Annotated in this window: 20 protein-coding genes and 1 other RNA gene; 1 reads left to right on the top strand and 20 read right to left on the bottom strand. The window is 66.2% G+C overall.

Annotated features, from left to right (window positions below; all coding sequences use genetic code 11):
• Positions 1–137 precede the first annotated feature (137 nt).
• The 20 genes from GEV05_08395 to rnpB form a co-directional block, all read right to left on the bottom strand.
• Positions 138–317, bottom strand: coding sequence for a hypothetical protein (locus GEV05_08395; GenBank protein MPZ43405.1), 180 nt, complete (start codon positions 315–317; stop codon positions 138–140).
• A 45-nt stretch (positions 318–362) separates the two neighbouring features.
• Positions 363–1,274 carry a UDP-3-O-acyl-N-acetylglucosamine deacetylase gene (locus tag GEV05_08400; GenBank protein MPZ43406.1) on the bottom strand — a complete coding sequence of 304 codons (912 nt, stop codon included), beginning with the start codon at positions 1,272–1,274 and terminating at the stop codon, positions 363–365.
• A 162-nt stretch (positions 1,275–1,436) separates the two neighbouring features.
• Complete coding sequence (gene ftsZ, locus GEV05_08405; GenBank protein ID MPZ43407.1) at positions 1,437–2,603, bottom strand: cell division protein FtsZ; 1,167 nt, start codon at positions 2,601–2,603, stop codon at positions 1,437–1,439.
• A 54-nt stretch (positions 2,604–2,657) separates the two neighbouring features.
• Complete coding sequence (gene ftsA / locus GEV05_08410) at positions 2,658–3,896, bottom strand: cell division protein FtsA (protein MPZ43408.1); 1,239 nt, start codon at positions 3,894–3,896, stop codon at positions 2,658–2,660.
• Positions 3,893–4,621, bottom strand: coding sequence for an FtsQ-type POTRA domain-containing protein (locus GEV05_08415; GenBank protein ID MPZ43409.1), 729 nt, complete (start codon positions 4,619–4,621; stop codon positions 3,893–3,895). Before GEV05_08415 ends, ftsA begins: the two co-directional genes overlap by 4 nt.
• 82 nt (positions 4,622–4,703) lie before the next feature.
• Complete coding sequence (locus GEV05_08420; GenBank protein ID MPZ43410.1) at positions 4,704–5,627, bottom strand: D-alanine--D-alanine ligase; 924 nt, start codon at positions 5,625–5,627, stop codon at positions 4,704–4,706.
• 223 nt (positions 5,628–5,850) lie between these two features.
• Complete coding sequence (gene murB, locus GEV05_08425) at positions 5,851–6,762, bottom strand: UDP-N-acetylmuramate dehydrogenase (GenBank protein ID MPZ43411.1); 912 nt, start codon at positions 6,760–6,762, stop codon at positions 5,851–5,853.
• Positions 6,759–8,183 (bottom strand): UDP-N-acetylmuramate--L-alanine ligase, encoded by a 1,425-nt coding sequence (locus tag GEV05_08430; protein MPZ43412.1) that lies wholly within the window; start codon positions 8,181–8,183, stop codon positions 6,759–6,761. The genes murB and GEV05_08430 overlap by 4 nt, the downstream gene beginning before the upstream one ends.
• A gap of 71 nt (positions 8,184–8,254) precedes the next feature.
• Entirely contained in the window at positions 8,255–9,316 is a 1,062-nt protein-coding gene (gene murG, locus GEV05_08435) for an undecaprenyldiphospho-muramoylpentapeptide beta-N-acetylglucosaminyltransferase (protein MPZ43413.1), read from the bottom strand.
• Positions 9,317–9,681: 365 nt separating this feature from the next.
• Positions 9,682–10,842 carry a putative lipid II flippase FtsW gene (gene ftsW / locus GEV05_08440; GenBank protein ID MPZ43414.1) on the bottom strand — a complete coding sequence of 387 codons (1,161 nt, stop codon included), beginning with the start codon at positions 10,840–10,842 and terminating at the stop codon, positions 9,682–9,684.
• The gene (locus GEV05_08445; protein MPZ43415.1) at positions 10,843–12,210 is read right to left on the bottom strand and encodes a UDP-N-acetylmuramoyl-L-alanine--D-glutamate ligase; all 1,368 of its coding nucleotides are present in this window, start codon (positions 12,208–12,210) and stop codon (positions 10,843–10,845) included.
• Between the two features lie 4 nt (positions 12,211–12,214).
• Positions 12,215–12,400: a hypothetical protein gene (locus GEV05_08450; protein ID MPZ43416.1), complete on the bottom strand. Its 186-nt coding sequence runs from the start codon at positions 12,398–12,400 to the stop codon at positions 12,215–12,217.
• A gap of 4 nt (positions 12,401–12,404) precedes the next feature.
• Positions 12,405–13,490 carry a phospho-N-acetylmuramoyl-pentapeptide-transferase gene (locus GEV05_08455; protein MPZ43417.1) on the bottom strand — a complete coding sequence of 362 codons (1,086 nt, stop codon included), beginning with the start codon at positions 13,488–13,490 and terminating at the stop codon, positions 12,405–12,407.
• Positions 13,491–13,539: 49 nt separating this feature from the next.
• The gene (gene murF / locus GEV05_08460; GenBank protein ID MPZ43418.1) at positions 13,540–14,904 is read right to left on the bottom strand and encodes a UDP-N-acetylmuramoyl-tripeptide--D-alanyl-D-alanine ligase; all 1,365 of its coding nucleotides are present in this window, start codon (positions 14,902–14,904) and stop codon (positions 13,540–13,542) included.
• Positions 14,901–16,400, bottom strand: a complete 1,500-nt coding sequence (locus GEV05_08465) for a UDP-N-acetylmuramoyl-L-alanyl-D-glutamate--2,6-diaminopimelate ligase (GenBank protein ID MPZ43419.1) — start codon at positions 16,398–16,400, stop codon at positions 14,901–14,903. The genes murF and GEV05_08465 overlap by 4 nt, the downstream gene beginning before the upstream one ends.
• A 245-nt stretch (positions 16,401–16,645) precedes the next feature.
• Positions 16,646–18,412: a penicillin-binding protein 2 gene (locus tag GEV05_08470; protein MPZ43420.1), complete on the bottom strand. Its 1,767-nt coding sequence runs from the start codon at positions 18,410–18,412 to the stop codon at positions 16,646–16,648.
• A complete protein-coding gene (gene ftsL, locus GEV05_08475) occupies positions 18,409–18,690 on the bottom strand; it encodes a cell division protein FtsL (protein ID MPZ43421.1) in 282 nt (93 codons plus the stop codon). The genes GEV05_08470 and ftsL overlap by 4 nt, the downstream gene beginning before the upstream one ends.
• Before the next feature lie 85 nt (positions 18,691–18,775).
• Positions 18,776–19,702, bottom strand: a complete 927-nt coding sequence (gene rsmH, locus GEV05_08480) for a 16S rRNA (cytosine(1402)-N(4))-methyltransferase RsmH (GenBank protein ID MPZ43422.1) — start codon at positions 19,700–19,702, stop codon at positions 18,776–18,778.
• Positions 19,703–20,149, bottom strand: coding sequence for a division/cell wall cluster transcriptional repressor MraZ (mraZ, locus tag GEV05_08485; protein MPZ43423.1), 447 nt, complete (start codon positions 20,147–20,149; stop codon positions 19,703–19,705).
• Between the two features lie 241 nt (positions 20,150–20,390).
• Positions 20,391–20,743, bottom strand: an RNA gene (gene rnpB / locus GEV05_08490) — RNase P RNA component class A.
• Between the two features lie 244 nt (positions 20,744–20,987).
• On the opposite strand from rnpB, the gene GEV05_08495 reads away from it, so the two are divergent.
• A complete protein-coding gene (locus GEV05_08495) occupies positions 20,988–22,043 on the top strand; it encodes an Ldh family oxidoreductase (GenBank protein ID MPZ43424.1) in 1,056 nt (351 codons plus the stop codon).
• The last annotated feature ends 15 nt before the right edge of the window (positions 22,044–22,058 follow it).

Here is a 22,058-nt window from a genome sequence, read left to right on the forward strand (position 1 = left end):
CGAATCCTCGCCAGGTGTCCAACCTGGCTGTGGTTCGCTTTGCGTCTGGCGCCGATTTCGACCTTTGCCCGCTTGGCCTCAGGGCAGATGTTCGAGATTGCTGCGACGAACCTCGGACTCAGGACACTGGCCCGCGCTTACAGCAGCCGCTCCAGCATGTAGAGCAGCGCCAGCACCACGCCGGCGACCAGCGCGAGTCGCAGCACCTGGAAGGCGAACCGCAGCCAGCGTCGATTGCGCGTTATGACGTAGGCAAGCAGCGCCGCACCGATGGTGGCAATGGCGAGAAAGCCGAGCAGCCGTATGACGATCAGCATCGTGCCTGGCGCGAGTTGGAGCGCGCGCGGCGAAACCTGCAGCCGCTATACGGGCTGCAGCCGCGCCTGCAGCAACGCGGGCGCCGCCTCGCCACGCCCGAAGCTCACCTGTTCGTAGGCTGCGGGTTCGGCCAGCAACTGCCGCAGCAGCAGGTTGTTCACCGCGTGACCGGACTTGTGCGCCGAGTAGGCGCCGATGACGGGGTGCCCGAGCAGGTACAGGTCGCCGATGGCATCGAGCACCTTGTGCTTGACGAACTCGTTGTCGTAACGAAGCCCGTCGTTGTTGAGCACCCGGTATTCGTCCATCACGATGGCGTTGTCGAGACTGCCGCCGAGCCCCAGGCCTTGCTCGCGCATGGTCTCGACATCCTGCATGAAGCCGTAAGTTCGTGCGCGGCTCACCTCGTCGATATACGAAGTGTCGGCGAAGTCCACACATACGCTCTGCTGGCCCGATGCGAACACCGGATGCCGATACTCGATGGTGAAGACGATGCGGAAGCCATGGTAGGGATCGAAGCGCGCCCATTTGTCGCCGTCACGCACTTCCACCGGACGCAGGATGCGGATGAAGCGCTTGGGCGCCTTCTGCTCCTCGATACCGGCAGACTGGATCAGGAACACGAACGGCCCCGCGCTACCGTCCAGAATCGGTATCTCGGGGCCGCCCACGTCGACATAGGCATTGTCGATGCCGAGGCCGGCGAACGCCGACATCAGGTGCTCGACCGTCGATATGCGCGCCGAGCCCACCTGGATGCAGGTGGAGAGCCGCGTGTCCACGACCGAGCTCGCTTGCGCCCGCTCGTGCGCCGGCGGATCGAGATCGGTGCGCGTAAAAACGATCCCGGTGTCGGCCGAGGCGGGACGCAACGTCAGCACGACCTTTTCGCCCGAGTGCAATCCCACACCGACGGCCCGAATTTTGGACTTCAATGTGCGTTGCTTGATCATCCTGGCACGCGTCTTGACGTTCGTGGCAGTTGCACCGATAGTCGCACTGATAGTTGAGCCGATCGAGTGTAGCACGCTTGCTGCATTGCAACCAACCGCATCTCCCGCACCCGCAACAAGGCGCGTGCGGGGCCGGTGTTGCGCGCAACGGCGGCGCGCATTTCAATCGGCCTGCTTGCGCAGAAACGCCGGTATGTCCAGCTCTTCCACGCCGGAGTGCTTCAGAGCCTCCACCGTGGCGCGATTGCGCCGCATGATGGCCGGTGTCTGATCCAGCACCGAGTAATCCACTTCGCCGGGCTCCATCGCGGGCGAGTTGTCGGTACCGGTCTTCACGACGCTTAACGCCTTGGGCTGCTGGCGGTTTACCGCGGCGCCCAATCCGGTCGCGACGATCGTCACGCGCAGCTCGTCGTTGAGGTTGTCCTCGAACACCGCGCCCACGATCACGGTCGCACTGTCGGCCGTGAAAGCGCGGATGGTGTTCATCACCTCGTGCATCTCCTTCATCTTCAGGGTGCCCCTGGCCGCCGAGATGTTGACCAGCACGCCGCGGGCGTCGCGGATGTTGATGTCCTCGAGCAGCGGGCAGGCCACCGCCTGCTCGGCCGCGACGCGCGCGCGATCCACCCCGGCAGCGCAGGCCGAACCCATCATCGCCATGCCCATCTCGGACATGACCGTGCGCACGTCGGCGAAATCCACGTTGATCATGCCGGGGCAGCTGATGATCTCGGCGATGCCCGCGACCGCGCCGTGCAGCACGTCGTTGGCGGCGCGAAACGCGTCATCGACCGTGATGTCCTCGCCCAGCACGTGCATCAGCTTGTCGTTCGGGATGACGATGAGCGAGTCGACGTGCTCGGTCAGCAGCTCGAGCCCCTCCTGCGCGAGCTTCTGCCGCTTGCCCTCGAAGGAAAAGGGCTTGGTGACGACCGCCACCGTGAGGATGCCCAGCTCCTTGGCGACCTGCGCGACCACCGGGGCTGCGCCCGTTCCGGTACCGCCGCCCATGCCGGCGGTCAGGAACAGCATGTCGGCGCCGCGAATGAGCTCGGCGATGCGGTCCCGGTCCTCCATCGCGGCGGCGCGCCCGATCTCGGGGTCCGCGCCGGCGCCGAGGCCCTTGGTGATGTCGGAGCCCAGCTGCAGCTGCACCTTGGCCTGATTGCGCCGCAGCGCCTGAACATCGGTATTGGCCGCGATGAATTCGACGCCCTTCACGCCCTTGTCGATCATGTGGTCGACCGCGTTGCCGCCGCATCCTCCGACGCCGAACACCTTGATGACTGCTTCCTGGGATTGCGCCTCGATGAATTCAAATGCCATCTGCTTCTCCTTTGTCGTTGGCTGCTGCGAGCGCGTTGCCGCGACCCTCGGTTGCTAGAAATTTCCGGTGACCCAGCTTCTCATCCGTTCGAACACCTGCCCTATCGATCCGCTTTGCAACTTGACCAGTTCGTTGTGCCGGTGCTGCTCCAGGCCCGTGAGCAGCAGGCCGACGCCGGTGGAATAGCGCGGCGTGGAGACGACTCCGGCGAGCCCGCCGAGATAGCGCGGAACGCCGAGGCGCACCGGCATGTGGAAGAGCTCCTCGCCGAGCTCGACCATGCCCTGCATGACCGCCGAGCCGCCTGTGACGACCACCCCGGAGGACAGCAGCTCCTCGTAGCCGCTCGAGCGCAGCTCGCGTTGCACCAGCGAGTACAGCTCCTCCACGCGCGGCTCGATCACTTCCGCGAGCGTCTGGCGCGAAAGTTGGCGCGGCCCGCGATCGCCGACGCCGGGAACTTCGACCATCTGCTCCGGATCGGCGAGCTGGCGCAGCGCGCAGCCGTACTTGATCTTGATCTCCTCGGCGTCCTTGGTCGGCGTGCGCAACGCCATGGCGATGTCGTTGGTGATCTGGTCGCCGGCGATCGGAATCACCGCGGTATGGCGGATGGCGCCGTGGGTGAACACCGCCATGTCGGTGGTGCCGCCGCCGATGTCGACCAGGCACACGCCGAGATCCTTCTCGTCCTCGGAAATCGTGGCGGTCGCGGAAGCGAGTGGCTGCAGGATGAGATCGCGCACTTCCAGCCCGCAGCGGCGCACGCACTTGATGATGTTCTGCGCCGCCGACACGGCACCCGTGACGATGTGCACCTTCACTTCCAGCCGCACGCCGCTCATGCCGAGCGGCTCGCGCACGTCCTCCTGGCCGTCGATGATGAATTCCTGGTTGAGCACGTGCAGGATCTGCTGGTCGGTCGGGATGTTCACCGCCCGCGCGGTCTCGATCACGCGCAGCACGTCCTGCTGCGTGACTTCCTTGTCCTTGATCGCCACCATGCCGTGCGAGTTGTAGCTCTTGATGTGGCTGCCCGCGATGCCGGCGTAGACCTCGCGGATCTTGCAGTCGGCCATCAGCTCGGCTTCCTGCAGCGCGCGCTGGATGGCGTTCACCGTCGATTCGATGTTCACCACCACGCCCTTCTTCAGCCCCCTGGACGGCTGGCTGCCCATGCCGATGATCTCGGCCGTGTCGTCGTCCCTGATCTCGGCGACGATGGCGACCACCTTCGAGGTCCCGATGTCGAGTGCGACCAACAGGTTCTTGCTGTCCTTCGGTCTGGTCATTTACGTCGTTCCTTCGCCTCGGCGCGCGCGAGCTCCGGTACCCGCACCGCAAAGCCGTTCGCATAGCGCAGATCCACGTACTCCATGGGCCGCCCGAGCAAGCTGGCTGCCTGGGTATAGCTCTGCACGAAGCGGGCAAGCCTCCCTTCGATGTCGGCGCGTCCGAGCTCCAGCGCCGTCCCCCCGTCGAGCCGGATCGACCAGGCGCGGCGCGCCGACAGGTTCACCTGCACGGGCTCGCGGCCGATCCGCTCCAGACTGCGACGGAAATAGGCGTACTGGATGGCCATTTCCTTCGCCGCCCCGTTCGGACCGTTGAACGCCGGTAGCTTTCCCTCGTAGTGCGCGTGGAACACTTCGCCTTGCGCGTTCACCAGTCCCAGCGTTCCCCAGCGCGCAAGCGGCACGTGCTCTTCCAGCGTGACGTCGAGTCGATCGGGCCATTGCCGGCGCACGTCCGCCCTGCGCACCCAGGTAATGCTCTCGAAGCCCTTGCGCGCCCGCGCTAGGTCCAGGGTGAAGAAATTCCCGCGCAATTGCTGCCGCACGATCGCCTCGATTTCGGCTCGCTGCACATGAGCCGGTTGCGCGCTGATACGCACCTCGCGCAGGGGAAAGACCGGCAAATGCACCGCGACCATGAAGAGCGCATAGAAGATGGCCAGGAACGCGGCTCCGAAGAGCGCGTTCGCGATCGCGTTCAGTGCTTCCGGCCTGTCCCACATGTCGCGCGACGTTCGTCATCCCCCGCCTGTCAGCCCTGCATGCGCCGACCCGTTCGTCCATATGCTCGCTCGCACCGCCTTGCTAGCCTCGTACACGCGCCGACCCCAGGATGCGCAGCACGAGCTCGTCGAATTCGATCCCCTGCGCGCGCGCCGCCATCGGCACCAGGCTGTGGTCCGTCATGCCCGGAATGGTGTTCACCTCCAGGCAATAAGGGCGGCCGGAACGATCGCGCATGAGATCGACCCGCCCCCAGCCTGTGGCGCCGACGGCGCGAAAGGCCTCCAGCGCCAGCGACTGCAGCGCCTGCTCTTCCGCGGCGGCAAGCCCGCAGGGCACCCGATAGCGCGTGTCGGACGCGTGGTACTTCGCCTCGTAGTCGTAGAACACCCGCGGAGTTTCCAGGCGGATCAGCGGCAGCGCTTCGTCGTCCAGGATCGCCGCGGTGAGCTCGTCGCCATCGACGAACTGCTCGGCGAGCACGATTGCGTCGTGGCGGGCGGCGAGCCGATAGGCGGGTTCGAGCTGCTCGATGCTCGTCACCTTGCTGATGCCGATGCTCGAGCCCTCGCACGCGGGCTTCACCATGAGCGGAAGTCCCAGCGCGGCCACGACCGCAGCCCAATCGCTCGCAGCGTCGAGCAGCCGGTGCGCCGGCGTCGGAATTCCGAGCGCTTGCCAGACGAGCTTGGTGCGCCATTTGTCCATGGCGAGCGCACTGGCGAGCACGCCGCTGCCGGTGTAGGGCAAGTCGAGCCACTCGAGCACGCCTTGCACCGTGCCGTCCTCGCCGAAGCGGCCGTGCAGCGCAATGAAAACCCGTTCGAAGCGCTCGGCGATGAGCTCGGGCAGACTGCGGTCCTTGGGATCGAAGGCGTGCGCATCCACGCCCCGGGACTTGAGCGCCCGCAATACCATCGCGCCGCTCGCGAGCGAGACGTCGCGTTCGGCCGAGCGGCCGCCCAGCAGCACCGCGACCTTGCCGAATCGAGCGGCGTCGCTCATGGCGCCGCCTCCGAACGATCATCGAGTCGAGAACGCCGAGCCGTCGTCGGCCTGGCGGCAGTTCGCTTTGCGGTCGATCCCCGCAAGCGGGCACCTCCGAACCGGTTGATGTAGATGAACGGCCAAGCCTTCGGTGTCCGGCGCCATTCGCTTTGCGGTCGATCCCCACTGCGTGGGGCCCCTCGCCCGGGAAGCTCATGTCGCCGCCCCTCGCCCGGGAAGCTCATGCCGCCCCCACGATGCGCACTTCGCACTCGAGCACGACGCCGAAGCGCTCGAGCACGCGCGTCTGCGCCTGCTCGATCAGGCTTTCGATGTCCGCGGCGGACGCGCTGCCGGCGTTCACGATGAAGTTCGCATGCTTGTCGGATATCACCGCGCCGCCGCTGCGCTGGCCCTTGAGCCCGCACGCTTCGATCAGACGCGCGGCGAAATCTCCCGGCGGGTTGCGGAACACCGATCCGGCGTTCGGCATATTCAGGGGCTGGGTGGCGATGCGGCGCGCCAGCAGATCCTTGATGCGCTCGCGCGCCTCTTCGCCGCGGCCGGAGCCGAACTGGAACGTCGCGGCAACGAACCATTCCTCGCTCTGGCCCGGACTCGCGCGCAGCGCGACGTGGCGATAGCCGATTTCGTATTCGTCGCGTGCGCGCCGCCGCACCACGCCGTCGCGGCCCAGCACACTGACCTCGCGCACGAATAGCCACGTCTCGGCGCCGTAGCAGCCGGCGTTCATCGCCAGCGCGCCGCCGATGGTTCCCGGAATGCCGGCGAGGAACTCGGCCCCGGCAAGATCGTGAACGGCGGCGAATCGCGCCACCTTGGGGCTCGCGACGCCGGCGCCGGCGTGGATCGCCTGGCCTTGCAACCGAACTTCGTTCAGAACGCCGTGCGTGAGAACGACCGTGCCGGGATAACCGCCGTCGCGCACCAGCAGATTGCTGCCCAGGCCCACGAACATCATCGGTTCCGCATGCGGCATCGCCCGCATCATGGCGGCGAGGTCGTCGAGGTCCGCGGGCACATAGACGCGCCGGGCCTTGCCGCCCGCCCGCCAGCTCACGTGCCGGGACATCGGCTCGTCGGCCCGCCACTGTCCGCGCAGATTCGCCAGCGTATCCTCCGCCATGTTCATCGCGCTCGCGCCTCGTCGTGCTCGCTGTGCAACCACACCGGCACGTTGCCGATCGAACCGGCGCCCATGGTGACGATCACGTCGCCATCGCGCGCGGCGGCCCGAATCGCCGCGGCCAGTTCGCCCACCTGCTCGACGAAAATCGGCTCGACCTTGCCTTGCACCCGCAGCGCGCGCGCCAGAGCACGGCCGTCGGCAGCGACGATCGGCGCCTCTCCCGCGGAATACACCTCGGTGAGCAGCAGCAAATCGACATCCGAGAGCACGTGCACGAAGTCCTCGAACAGGTCGCGTGTGCGTGTATAGCGATGCGGCTGGAAGGCGAGCACGATGCGCCGGTCGGGGAACGCGCCGCGCACCGCCGCCAGCGTGGCCTGCATCTCGGCGGGATGGTGACCGTAGTCGTCGATCAGGCTTGCATGGCCGCCGCTTTCCAGCGGCAGATCGGCATAGCGCTGGAAGCGCCGTCCCACACCGCCGAATTCCTGCAGCGCCTTCGCGATGGCGGCATCCGACGCCCCCACTTCCATTCCGACCGCAATGGCCGCGAGCGCATTGAGCACGTTGTGCTCGCCGGGGAGATTGAGATCGATACAGAGGTCCGCGTATTCCTCGGCGCGGCCCGGATTCAACTTGCGCAGCACGCGGAACTGCATCCGGCCAGCCCGATGGACGACATCGACGGCGCGGATCTGCGCGTCCGGATCGAAACCGTAGGTGATGATCGGCTTCGCCACCGCCGGCATGAGTGTTTTGATGTTGGCGTCGTCGCTGCACAGCACCGCCATGCCGTAGAACGGAAGCTGCTGCAGGAAATTGACGAAGCTCTCGCGCAGCCGCTCGATCGAGTGGCCGTAGGTCTCCATATGATCGGCATCGATGTTGGTCACCACCGCCAGCACCGGGTGCAGATGCAGGAAGGAAGCGTCCGATTCATCCGCTTCCACTACGATGAACTCGCCGCCGCCGAGTTTCGCGTGCGATCCGGCGCTCACCAGGCGCCCGCCGATCACGAACGTCGGGTCCATTCCCGCCTCGGCCAGGACACATGCCACCAGGCTCGTGGTCGTGGTCTTGCCATGGGTGCCGGCAACCGCGATGCCCTGCTTGAAGCGCAGCAGCTCGGCGAGCATCAGCGCGCGCGGCACGACCGGGATCTGCAGCTCGCGCGCGCGCACGACTTCGGTGTTGTCGGGCGCGACCGCCGTCGAAACCACGACCACATCCGCCGTCTCCACGTTGGCTGCGTCGTGTCCGCGCGCGATCTGCGCGCCGAGTTCGGACAGCCGCCGCGTGGTCGTGCTCTCGACCAGATCCGAGCCGCTCACCTCGTAGCCGAGGTTGATCAGCACTTCGGCGATGCCGCTCATGCCGGCGCCGCCGATGCCCACGAAATGCACGCGCTTGACCTTGTGTCGCATCGGTCAGTGGGCCTCCGTGCGATGCGCCGGGAACCGGGCTGCCATAGCTGCGGATTGGCTGCGGCTTGCGCTCATCGACGCACTCCGGCGGCAAGCTCGATGCACACCTCGGCCACCTTCTGCGCCGCATCGGGCTTGCCCAGTGCCCGCGCCGCGCACGCCATGGCGACGAGCCGCGCGCGGTCGAGCGATGCGATCAGCCCGGCCAGCCGCTGCGGCGAGAGCTCGGGTTGCGGCAATACGATCGCCGCACCGGCCTGAGCCAGCCTGCGCGCGTTGTGCGTCTGGTGATCGTCGATCGCGAACGGGAACGGCACGAGTATCGAGCCGACACCTACCGCGGTCAGTTCGGCCAGCGTGGTTGCGCCGGCGCGGCATATCACCAGATCCGAGGCCATCAACTCGGCCGCCACGTCCTCGACGAAGGCCACGCAGCGCGCTGCGACGCCCGCATCCCGATAGCCTGCTTTCACCGCGTCGATGTGTTGTTCGCCCGCCTGGTGCAGAACCTGGGCCTGCTGCGCCGCCGGCATCGAGGCGAGCGACTGCGGCACGACGTCGTTCAGCGCCTTCGCGCCCAGGCTGCCGCCCAGGACGGTGATGCGAAGGGGCCCGGTGCGCTGTGCGAAGCGCGCCTGCGGCGAGGGCAGCGACGTGAAGGCCGCCCGAATCGGATTGCCCGTCACGACCACGCGTCGCCTGGCGCCGAAGGTCGATTCGTAACTCGCAAGCACGCGATCGGCGATCTGCGCGAGCAAGCGCGTGCTCGTTCCGGCGATCGAGTTCTGCTCGTGGATCGCAAGCGGCCGGTTCAACGCCGACGCCATCATGCCGCCGGGGAAGCTGATGTAGCCGCCCATGCCGAGCACCACGTCGGGACGCAGCGCACGGATCGCCTTTGCCGACTGCCAGAACGCCCGCAGCACTCGATATGGAAGGAGTGCCAAGCTGATCGGGCCTTTGCCGCGTACGCCCTGGAACTCGACGAAGCGCATCTCGTAGCCGCTGCGCGGCACGATGCGCGCCTCCATGCCGCTCTTCACGCCCATCCACACCACGCGCCAGCCGCGCGCGGACAGCTCTTCCGCCACGGCAAGCCCGGGAAAGATGTGACCGCCTGTCCCGCCGGCCATGATGAGGATGGTTTTTTGCACGGGTCACGCTCGGCACCTGCGGTCGGCGTCGCGCTTCGCAAGGAGCCCGTCATTCCCGCGGACGCGGGAATCCAGGCTGATTACGCCGCCCTGGATTCCCGCTTTCGCGGGAATGACGACAAGGACGTTGCCTGTCGTCATGCCGTCCTGCCTTGCATCGATTGGCGATTCCGGCTCCGGCGTAACGCGCACTTTGTGCGCATTAGCCTGCGCCGAAACCACCAACTCATGCACGGATCGAACCTTCATACGGTTCGACGTCGAATCGGGCGATTTTGGCTCCGGCGTAACGCGTACTGCGTACGCATTAGCCTGCGCCGAAACAGGCAACTCACGCGGGCCCGTCATACTGTCCGGCCCCGCATCAATTGCCTGTTTTCCCAATCGATCCGGAGGAGCACGGCGAGCGCGCAGCAGTTGGCGGCGATCGCGCTGCCGCCAAAGCTCATGAGCGGCAGCGTGAGTCCCTTGGTCGGCAGCACGCCCATGTTCACGCCCATGTTGATGATCGCCTGCACGCCGATCCACAAGCCGATACCTTGCGCGACCAGCGCCGCGAACAGCCGCTCCAGCATCGCCGACTGCTGCCCGATCGCGAACGCGCGCAGGATGAGCCAGCAGAAGAGCCCGATCACGACTGCCACCCCGGCGAAGCCGAGCTCCTCGGCGATCACAGCGAGCAGGAAGTCGGTATGCGCTTCGGGCAGATAGAACAGCTTTTCCACGCTGCCGCCCAGCCCCACGCCGAACCACTCGCCGCGGCCGAACGCGATCAGCGCGTGCGACAGCTGATAGCCGCGCCCATACGGATCCGCCCAGGGATCCATGAAGCCAAGGATGCGCTGCATGCGGTAAGGCGAGGTGAGGATCAGCATGACGAATCCCACCACCAGCAGCGCAGCGAGGCCGGCGAACAGCCGCCAGTTCATTCCGCCGAGGAACAGGATCCCCATTGCGATCACGGTGATGACCGCGAACGCACCGAAGTCCGGTTCGCGCAGCAGCAGCCCGCCGACGAACAGCATCACGACCAGCATCGGCGCGAAGCCCTTCTTGAAGCTGCCCATGTAGGCCGCCTTGCGCACCGTATAGTCCGCGGCATACAGGACAACGAAGAACTTCATGACCTCGGAGGGCTGCAGATTGAGCAAGCCCAAGGGCAACCAGCGCTGGCTGCCGTTCACCTCGCGGCCGATGCCGGGCACCAGGACGAGCACCAGCAAAGACATGCCGGACAGGAACAGCAACGGCGCGTAGCGCTGCCAGATGCGGATCGGCACCTGGAATGCCGCGACCGCGATGGCCACGCTCACGGCCACGAACAGCGTGTGCCGGAGCAGGAAATAGGCCGACTGGTGGCCGGTGTGCCGAGCCGCCTCGGCCATTGCGATCGACGAGGAGTACACCATCACGATCCCGAGCGAGAGCAGCGCGACAGTCACGCCGACGATTCCCCGGTCGTACTCCGCGGGCGGCTGGATGCGCTGAACGTCGCGATAGAACATTCAATGCCGTCCCCCCGAGCGTTGTGCCAACGCACGCGAGATGCGCGCGAATGCTTCGCCGCGGTGGCGATAGTCGCGAAACATGTCGAAGCTCGCGCAGGCCGGCGAGAGCAACACGGCATCGCCCGGCATGGCGGCCGCGTACGCGATGCCGACCGCGTCCTCGAGCGTGTCGGCCGCCATGAGCGCGACACCGCTCGCGGCGAGCGCCGCGCGAATGCGGTCGCGATCGCGCCCGATCAGCACCACCGCGCGGGCGTGCTGCTGCACGGCCTGCGCCAGAGGCGTGAAATCCTGCCCCTTGCCCTCGCCCCCGGCGATCAGCACGCTGGTGCGGCCGAGCCCGGACAGCGCGGCCACGGCGGCGCCCACGTTCGTGCCCTTGGAATCATCGTAGAAGGTGACTTCTCCGCAGACCGCGACCGGCTGCAGGCGGTGCGGCAGCCCGCGAAACGCGCGCAAGGCGCCGACCATGGGTGATTCCGGCAGGCCGAGCGTCGTGCACAGCGCGAGTGCCGCGAGCGCATTGGCGGCGTTGTGCAATCCGGGAACGCCGAGCTCGGACAACGCCATGACGCGGCGGCCGCCCTGGGTGAGGAACGCGCCGCTCGCGTCCGACACGATGCCCCAATCGCGCGACCCTTGCGGTGCGTTCAGACCGAAGGTCACGACCTGCCGGTCGGGCAGGCGCATACCCATGCTCCAGCCATCTTCGCGGTTCAGCACCTGCGCGCCGCTCCCCTGGAAGATCCGCGCCTTCGCCCGCGCATAGCTTTGCATGCCGTCGTAGCGATCGAGATGATCCTCGCTCACGTTCAGCACCGTCGCTGCGGCTGGATCGAGCGAGCACGTCGTTTCCAGCTGAAAGCTGGAAAGCTCCAGCACATAGATCTCGGCCTGCGTTGCCTCGCTCAGCGCATCCAGCACCGGCAGCCCGATGTTGCCGGCTACCACGGTGCGCGCGCCGGCCGCCTTGCACATCGAGCCGGCCATCGTCGTGACCGTGCTTTTGCCGTTCGAGCCCGTGACGGCGATGACTCTCGAGGCTGCATCCTTCGCGTGCGCGAACAGCTCCACGTCGCCGACGACCGGCAGGCCATCGTCCAGCGCCTGCTTGAGCGCGGGTTCGCTCAGGGCGATTCCGGGGCTGACCGCGACGAGATCGATCGCATCGAAACTCGCGGACCGGAAGGGTCCGGTGTCCAGGCGTGCGTCGGGTAGCTCCGCGCGCAGTTGCGAAGCGTTGGGGGGATCGTTGCGGCTGTCGGCGACACGCACGCGTGCGCCCTGGCGCGCGAGCCAGCGCGCCATGGACAGACCCGTGGCACCGAGCCCGAGCACCAGCACGTTTCTGCCTTGCAGCTGCATGGATTCAGCCATCGAACGCAATCACCGCAGCTTCAACGTCGAAAGCCCGACAAGCACCAGCATCATGGTGATGATCCAGAAACGGACGACGACCTGATTTTGGTTCCGGCCGGCTGCGCAAGCTCGCCTTAACTTGCCGCTCTCGCAGCAAGTTAGCCTGCACCGAAACTACGTTGTCGTGCGCTTCCATCAATTCACCGCAGCTTGAGCGTAGACAGTCCCACGAGGACCAACATCATCGTGATGATCCAAAAACGCACGACGACCTGGTTTTCTTTCCACCCTTTCAGCTCGTAGTGATGGTGCAGCGGCGCCATTCGGAAGATGCGCCTGCCGGTGAGCTTGAAGGAAGCGACCTGCAGCATCACCGACAAGGTCTCGACCACGAACACGCCACCCATGATGAACAGCACCACTTCCTGGCGCACGATCACGGCAATGGTCCCGAGCGCAGCGCCGAGCGCGAGCGCACCGACATCGCCCATGAACACTTCCGCCGGATAGGCGTTGAACCAGAGAAAGGCGAGCCCGGCCCCCGCCAGCGCCGCGCAGAACACCGTCAGCTCGCCCGCGCCCGGGATGTAGGGAAAGGCGAGGTACTTGGAGAACACCGAGTTGCCGGTGACGTAAGCGAATATGCCCAGCGCGGCGCCGACCATGACCGTCGGCATGATGGCGAGCCCATCCAGGCCGTCGGTCAGGTTGACCGCATTGCTGGTGCCGACGATGACGAAATAGGTCATCGCGATGAACCCGACGACCCCGAGCGGATAGGCGACGGTCTTGAAAAACGGCACGATGAATGCCGTCTGCGCCGGCAGGCTCGCGGTGAAGGCGATCAGTACGGCGGCGCCAAGGCCGATCAGCGATTGCCAGGAGAACTTTGCCGCCGCCGACAGCCCCTTGGGGTTGCGATGAACCACCTTGCGGTAGTCGTCGATCCAGCCGATCAGGCCGAAGCCCAGCGTGACGCCCAGCACCACCCAGACGAAGCGGTTGCGCAGATCCGCCCACAAGAGCGTGGTGACGATGATCGAGACCAGAATGAGCGCCCCGCCCATGGTCGGCGTACCGGCCTTGGTGAGATGCGTGCTCGGTCCGTCGTCGCGCACCGCCTGGCCGATCTTGTAGGCCGCGAGCTTGCGGATCATCGCCGGGCCCACCACGAACGAAATGATCAGCGCCGTCAAGCACGCAAGCACCGCGCGCAGGGTGATGTAGGCGAAGACATTGAATGCGCGAACCTCGGTTGCGAGCCATTGCGTCAATGCGAGCAGCATGAAAAGCCTCGCCCTGCACCCACTTCATCGTTGCATCGGCCGCGGCTCGTCATGGCGCCTCTGCCTTGAACGATTGCACCGCGCGCTCCATGCCCATGAAGCGCGATCCTTTCACCAGCACCGTGGTATCGGCGTCGAGCTCGGGCTCGACCGCAGCAACGAGCTCTTCGATGCGGGAGAAATGCCGCGCCGAAGGCCCGAACGCAGCCGCTGCCAACGCGCTCGCGGCTCCCAGCGTGAACAGGCGCTCGATTGCGGCAGCGCGCGCCGCCTCGCCGACACGCAGGTGGCTCGCGTCCGTGTCCGTGCCGAGCTCACCCATGTCACCCAGCACGAGCATGCGCTTCCCGGGCATCGAGGCGAGCACCGCGATCGCAGCCAGTGTGGATTCGGGGTTGGCGTTGTAGGTGTCGTCGATCACGACCGCGCCATGGCGCCCGGCGCAGCGCTGCAGGCGGCCCTTCGGAGCACGAAAGGCGGCCAGTGCCGTGCCGACGACGGCTTGCGGCACGTCGAGCGCGTAGGCCGCCGCGGCGGCGGCAATGGCATTGCGAACGTTGTGCTCGCCCGGCACATCGAGACGGAGCTCGCACTGGCCGCGCGGTGTGCGGATGACGATGTCGCTATGCAAAGCGTGGCCCGCATAGCGTCCGGTGACTTGCGCTTGGGCGTCGAGCGCAAAATCGATCGTGCGCCGGTGCGCGTTCGGGCTCCGCCACAAATCGGCGAACGCGTCGTCGGCATTGACGATCGCAATGCCGTCTTCATCCAGACCTTCGTAAATCTCGCCCTTGGCCTGGGCGATCGCCTCCAGGCTGCCGAGCAGCCCGATATGCGCGCTGCCGGCGTTGGTCACCAGCGCCACGTTCGGCCGCGCGAGGCCGCTCAGGTAGCGGATCTCGCCGGCGTGGTTCATGCCCATTTCGATCACCGCATAGCGGTGCGAGGCCCGCAGCCGCAGCAGCGTGAGCGGCATGCCGATGTCGTTGTTGAGATTGCCTTCGGTGGCGAGAACCTCGGCCGGGTCGGCGCAGCCGGCGCGCAGCACCGTCGCGATCATGTCCTTCACCGTGGTCTTGCCGTTGCTGCCGGTAATCGCGATCAGGGGCAGCCGGAAACGCCGGCGCCAATACGTCGCAAGCCGTCCCAGCGCGGCGCGGGTATCGTCCACCTGGATGAGCGAACGAGGCGCAGCGGCTGCGGGCAGTGCCTCGCCTTGCACCACGGCGCCGGCCGCGCCGGCCGCGAATGCCTGGTCGAGAAACTGGACGGCGTCGAAGCGCTCGCCCTTGATGGAGAAGAAAAGCGCGCCGGCGGCCATGGAGCGCGTGTCGGTCGCCGCGCCGTAAAACGGCCGATCCTCGCCATGCAGCCGACCGGCCATGGCTGCGGCCGCCTCGCGCAGGCTCATCATGCGCGCGCCCCGACAGTCAGTGGATCGGGAACGCGCTCGGGCCAGCGATCGAGACACAGGCGACTCACGGCCGCGTCACTGAAGGAATGGCGCACCCCCGCGATCTCCTGGTAAGGCTCGTGCCCCTTGCCGGCGACGAGCACCACGTCTTCGCGCTGCGCACCGGCAATCGCTCCGGCAATCGCTCGGCCCCGGTCCGGTTCCAGGACGAGCGGGGGGCGTGCGCCGGCGGCAATTTCGGCGATGATCGCGGCGGGATCTTCTGCGCGCGGATTGTCGCTGGTGATTACGACCTCGTCCGCGAGACGGGACGCCGCCTGTCCCATGAGCGGTCGCTTGCCGGCATCGCGCTCGCCGCCGCAACCGAACACGCAAACCAGGCGGCCGGCGTCGAAATGCCGGCGCAAGGATGTCAGCGCCTGCTCCAGCGCATCGGGCGTATGCGCGTAGTCGATGATGACGAGCGGCTTGTCGTCTCCCCCCAGGGTCTGCATCCGGCCTTCGACCGGGGCGAGGCGCTCGAGCGCCTCCAGTGCCTGGCCAAATGGAACATCGGCCGCGATCAGCACGCTCACGACGCCGAGCAGGTTCGCGGCATTGTGAGCGCCGAAAAGCGGGCTGCGGACAACGCCCTCGCCCCACGGGGTGCGAATTTCCAGCTCCAGGCCGAAGCGATGCAGGTCCAGGCGCGTGCCCGCAACGGTCCCGCCGGTCAGACCGTAAGTGAGCACGGCTGCGCGGCTGGCGTTAAGCCGCCCCACCAGGCTGCGGCCGAAGGCATCGTCGATGTTGATTACCGCGCATCCCAGTCCGGGCCATTTAAACAGCCGCGCCTTCGCTTCGCCGTAGCGCACCATGTCGCCGTGGTAGTCGAGATGGTCGCGCGTGAGGTTGGTGAAGAGCGCGATGTCGAACCGTGCCCCGCTCAAGCGTCCCTGCACCAAGCCGTGCGAGGAAGCTTCCATGGCGACGCAGCAGGCGCCCTCGCGGCGATAGCGCGCCAGCAACGGATGCAGGGCGAGTGCATCCGGGGTCGTATTGGCGAGCCCTTCGAGCGCGCCCAAGAATCCGTGCCCGAGCGTGCCGATGACCGCGCTACGCCGGCCGGCCGCACTCAAGGCTGCCGCGATCCAGTGGCTGCACGACGTCTTGCCGTTGGTGCCGGTCACGCCGATCATCAACAGATCGCGTGCAGGCTCGCCCGCCGCCAGGGCTGCGATCTCGCCGGCGAGATCGCGCAAACCCGGCATGCCGATGTTCGCAACCTGCCACGGCCGCTGCCACTCGAAGCCTTGCCGCTCCCACAGAACCGCTGCCGCCCCGTTCGCGATCGCGGCCGCGATGAAATCGCGCCCGTCGAGGCGCTCGCCCGGATACGCGACGAATACGTCGCCACGCCGAACCTGCCGGCTGTCGTTGCGCAGGCGCACGGCGTCGATTCCATGCCCTCGAAGCCCATCGAGGCATTGCTGCGCCGCCCATTGCCGCGGGTCCATGTCTAGCCCGGACATTTCATCGGGGCGCGGGATGATGGCGAGTCGAGTTGCGAGCCAGTTTGGGCTCGGCCGTCGCAGCCAATAGCCAGACTATTGGCAAGACGGACATGCCCAAAATGGCCGCAAATCGGCCGCCAGCGCCCGTGCAGGCCGATGTTCAAATCGTACTTGGTGGCTACTCGTTCAATCACTTCATTTCTCGAAGTATTCATCTCAATTCGGGCCGGCCCGGTGAAATATCCGGGCTAGCCCCGAGGCCCGGTTTCTTCGTGCGCCACCCATACTTCTTCCTTGATGAGCGGCGCATCGGCCGGGGGCAGCTTCACGTTCAGGGTGGGTGCATCGGGCGGGACCGAGAGGCTCCGCAGCGTGGCCGCCGCCACTTCGCGGAACACCGGCGCGGCCACGGCGCCGCCGTAGTGTTGCCCCGCGGATGGCTCGTCGATCATTACCGCGATGATGATGCGAGGGTCCGAAGCCGGTGCGAAACCGACGAAGGACGACACGTACTTGCTGGCGGCATAGCGGCCGTTTTCGAGCTTGTGCGCCGTTCCGGTCTTGCCCGCGACGCGATAGCCGGCGACTTGCGCGCGCGGCGCGGTGCCGCCGGGCTGCACCGCGAGCTCGAGCATCTTGCTCAGGGCGTGCGCGCTCGCGGGCGAAATGACCTGCGTCCCGGCCTCCGGCTCTTCGCGCTTGAGCAGCGTGATGGATTTGAGCTCGCCTTCGTTGGCGAAGATCGTGTAGGCCCGCGCGAGCTGCATCAGGCTCACCGAGATGCCGTGACCGTACGACATGGTCGCCTGTTCGATCGGCTTCCATTTCTGATACGGCCGCAGCCGCCCCGAGCCTTCGCCCGGAAAGCCGGAATCGGGCACCCTGCCGAAGCCCGAGCGCGCGAACATCTCCCACATCGCCTGCGCCGGCAGGCTTAGCGCGATCTTGGCCGCGCCGACGTTGGACGATTTCTGGATGACTTGCGCCACCGTGATGGCGCCCGCGGGATGGACGTCGCTGATCACCCTCTTCCCGACCATCATGCGGCCGTTGCCGGTCGGCACGATCGTGTCCGGCTGTACCCGGCCGGCCTCGAGCGCGGCGGCGATCGTGAACGGCTTGAGCGTCGATCCCGGCTCGAACAGATCGATCAGTGCGCGGTTGCGGGAGCGATACGGATCGATGCGGCCGCGGTTGTTCGGGTTGTAGGCCGGCAGGTTGGCCATCGCGAGCACTTCACCGGTGCGTGCGTCGAGCACAACGATGCCGCCCGCCTTGGCTTTGTGCTCTTCCAGCGCTCGCTTCAGCTCCCGGTAAGCGGTGTACTGGATCTTGAGATCGATCGAGAGCGTGAGGTCGCGTCCCTGCTGCGGGGCGCGGATGCTTTCCACGTCCTCGACGATCCGGCCGAGCCGGTCCTTGATGACGCGCCGGCTGCCGGGCTTGCCCACCAGCTCGTCCTGATAGGCCAGCTCGAGCCCTTCCTGGCCTCTGTCGTCGATGTCGGTGATGCCGATCAAGTGTGCGGTCACTTCGCCTGCCGGATAGTAGCGGCGGTACTCGCGCTGCAGGAACACGCCCGGTATGTCGAGCTCCACGACGCGCGCGGCGTGCTCGGGCGGAAGCTGACGGCGCAGGTAAGCGAATTCCCGTTCCTGATCCGCTACCCGGCGCCTGATGTCGTCGGCTTCGACCCCGAGCAGGCGAGCGAGGCGTTTGAGCTGGTCCGCGCTCGGATCGAAATCCGGCGGGCTCGCCCAGACCGATTCGACTGCGGTCGAAATCGCCAGCGGCTCACCGTGCCGATCGGTGATGCGACCGCGGTGCGCGCTGATTTCCACCACCCGGCTGTAGCGCGATTCGCCCTTCTGCTGCAGGAAATCGTTGTTCAACCCTTGCAAATACACAGCCCGAACGACCAGCGCCAGCATCCATGCGAGCAGGATCGCGAGCAGCAGGCGCGAGCGCCAGATCGGAAAACGCAGCCGCAATACCGGATTCGCGGCCGAGCTCATTTCGCCGCCACCTGCTCGCCAGGAACGAGCATCTGGATCCGGTTGGGACTGAGCGCGCGCATGTTCAGTTGCGCGCTCGCTACCCGTTCGATCCGCGCCTGCATGCCCCAGGTGCTGGCTTCGAGCTGAAGCTGGCCAAACTCGATTTCCAGTTGCTTGGTGCGGGCGCGTTCCTTTTCCAGCGCGACGAAAAGCTTGCGCGACTGGTGATGCGCGGCGACCGTCGCGAGCGCGCAGGCGATCGCGACCGCCAGCAGAAGGAGATTCAGCCGCGCCACGTGCTTCTCCTGACCGCCGCAAGGCTCGGTGCGCCACGATGCAGCCCACGGCGCGGACTTGCGACAGGGCCGATGGGCGCGGCGCTCATAGGTGTTCCGCCACCCGCATGATGGCGCTGCGGGCGCGTGGATTGGCCGCGACCTCACGCGCTAGAGGCCGAACCGGCTTGCCGACGATGCGCGCCCGCGCCCGCGGCAGATCGCGCGCTCGCACCGGCAGGTCCAGCGGTAACCGGTCGACTGCTGCCTGGTCGCGCATGAACCGCTTGACGATCCGGTCTTCGAGCGAATGGAAGCTCACCACCACGAGCCGGCCGCCCGGGCGCAAGGCATCGAGCGCTTGCGGCAACACTAGCGCCAATTGCGCAAGCTCCTGATTGACGTGAATCCGTACAGCCTGAAAGGTGCGCGTCGCCGGATCCTGGCGAGCCTCGCGTGTGCGGACCGCCTTTGCCACGATCGCGGCAAGCTCGCGTGTGGATGCAACAGGTCGCTGCGCTCGAGCCGCAACAATCGCTGCTGCAATCTGTTTAGCAAACCGTTCTTCGCCATAGCGCGCGATTACCTCCCGGATCTCGCCCTCGCCGGCAGCGGCCAGCCACTGCATCGCACTCTCACCGCGGCTCGTGTCCATGCGCATGTCGAGCGGGCCTGTATGCCGGAACGAAAAGCCGCGCTGCGGATCGTCGAGCTGCGTGGACGAAACGCCGAGATCGAGCAGAACGCCGTCCACCGCGTCGATGGCAAAACGCGCAAGCACGTCCCGGAGCTCGGAAAAGGCTGCGTGCACGATGTCGAAGCGGCCATCGAGGATGTCCCTGCCTGCGCTAACGGCTGCCGGATCGCGATCCAATCCGATCAGCCGACCTTCCGTACCGAGCCGCGCGAGAATCGCCCGGCTGTGTCCGCCACGCCCGAACGTGCAGTCGACGTAGATGCCTTCCGCGTGCACGTCGAGCGCGCTTACCGCTTCTTCCAGCAGCACCGGCGCGTGCTGCAATGACGTCGTCATCTAAAGCGAGAATTTTTCCATTCCCGGCGGCAGCAGGCTGTCGCCCTGCGCCACGATCTGCTCGATCTGCTGTTCCCACTGCTCGTTGTTCCAGATCTCGAAGTGGGTACCCTGCCCGACCAGCACGACGCGCTTTTCGAGCGAGGCGTAGCGGCGCAACTCGGGCGGGATCAGCAGCCGGCCGGCCGAGTCCATTTCCACGTCCTTTGCAAAACCCACCAGAAGCCGCTGCACCAGGCTCGTTTGGCGATCCAGGCTGGAAAAGCTCATGATTTGCGCCCGGATCGGCTCCCAGGCCGGGCGGGGATAGAGCAGCAGGCAGCGGTGCGGGTGGGCCGTGGCAACGAGCCGGCCCTCGGCTTGCGCCAGAAGCAGCTCGCGATGCCCGGTCGGGACGGCTAGACGCCCCTTGGCATCGAGATTGAGCTCGCTTGCGCCTTGAAACATGCCGGTTGGCCCTGAAAATACACCAAAACCCACTTTCTTCCACAATTTCCCACTCTATACATGTGGGCTCCGGCGGTCAAGCGGCATCCCGCAAATTTTTTCAATGATCACAAAGGTTTATGGTATTCCGCCGGCGGAAACGTGGCAGCAGAATAATTAACGAAATATCAAAGAGTTACGGCTTGATCTCCGCCCGGGTTGGTGACGCGGGAGGGACGGTGTGTGAAATAATGCACGGAAAGGGGGAAGCCGGCCGGTAAGCCGGGTTCTGTCGCGGACAGCCATTCCTCTTGGCGTACGGTTACCCGCACGCTCCAGCGACCTACCCGAGGGCAGCGCGAGCCACGCTATCGCCCCCTACGCGGTCTTGCTCCGGATGGGGTTTACCCTGCCGTTCGTGTTGCCACGAACGCGGTGCGCTCTTACCGCACCATTTCACCCTTGCCAGCCCGGGAGGGCTTCGGCGGTGTATTTTCTGTGGCACTTTCCGTCGCCTCACGGCGCCCGGCCGTTAACCGGCATCCTGCTCTTTGGAGCCCGGACTTTCCTCTACACACGCTTGGTGACGTGCGCAGCGGCTGTCTAGCCGACTTCCCGCTGCGACTTTACCACGCGTGTGTACGTTCAGTCCGGGCCGCCCGGACTTTTGGCTTCGACTAACATGCTCGCTTCGCGAGGCATGTGAGTCTACGCCGCAACATAGCTACATTTCTTTCGCGATGTTGTCTCTGCAGACGCCTGGTGTCGTGCGCCGCGGCTGTCTGGTCGATTCCTACGCGGGTACCATGAGTGATCGCGCATCTTGAATTCGGCTCTTCCCAATTTCACAGGAACAACGATGGATGATCAACCTCGCATTCAAGCCGACCGGCTGATCGAATTCGCTACCGCCGTGTACGAAAGCGCGGGCATGCCGGCCGCGGATGCGCGGCTGATCGCGGATACGCTGGTGCAGGCGGATCTGTGGGGACACCAGTCGCACGGCGTGCTGCGACTCGGGTGGTATCTCGACCGGCTGCGCAACCAGGTGATGCGGCCGACGGCGCAGATCGAACAGCTGATCGACGCCGGCGCGATGGGCCTGGTCGACGGACACGATAGCGTCGGGCAGGTCGTGACGATGCAGGCAACGAAACAGGCGATACGCCGCGCGAAGGAACACGGCGTCGGCGTGGTGGGCGTGCGCAACTCGAACCACTTCGGCACCTGCATGTACTACACGCTCACGGGTGCGCGCGAGGACTGCGTGATGCTGCTCGCCAGCAACGGCGGACCGGCGATGGCGCCCTGGGGAGGCAAGAAGAAGATCATCGGCACCAATCCCTGGTCGGTCGCGGCGCCGGCGGGAAAGCATCCGCCGCTCGTCATGGACATGGCGAATACCGGCGTCGCACGCGGCAAGATCTATCTCGCGCGCAACAAGCGCCTGCCGATCCCGCTCGGCTGGGCCATCAATGCGGCCGGCGAGCCGACCACGGACCCGCAGGAAGCGATCGACGGCATCATCCTGCCGATGGCCGAGCACAAGGGCTATGCCATTGCCGTGATCGTCGACCTGCTCTCGGGCGTGCTGACCGGGAGCGGGTTCCTGTCCGCGGTGCACAGTCCGTACAAGACCGCGGAGAAGAGCAACTGCGGCCACTTCATGATCGCGATCGACATCAAGGTCCTGCAGCCGCTGGCAGAATTTCACGCGCGCATGGAAGCATTCATCGCGGAGATCAAGTCGGTGCCGCTGGCGCAGGGCTGCGAAGAAATCTTCTATCCCGGCGAGATGGAAGCACGCAGCGACCTGCGCAACCGCAGCGAAGGCCTGCAGCTCGCCGCCGACACGATCGCCGACCTGCGGCGCATTGCAGCCGAAACCGGCCTGCAGTCGAAGTTGCCGCTGTGAGTTGGGCGCAAGCTC

The organism is Betaproteobacteria bacterium, assembly GCA_009377585.1.
Lineage (GTDB): Bacteria > Pseudomonadota > Gammaproteobacteria > Burkholderiales > WYBJ01 > WYBJ01.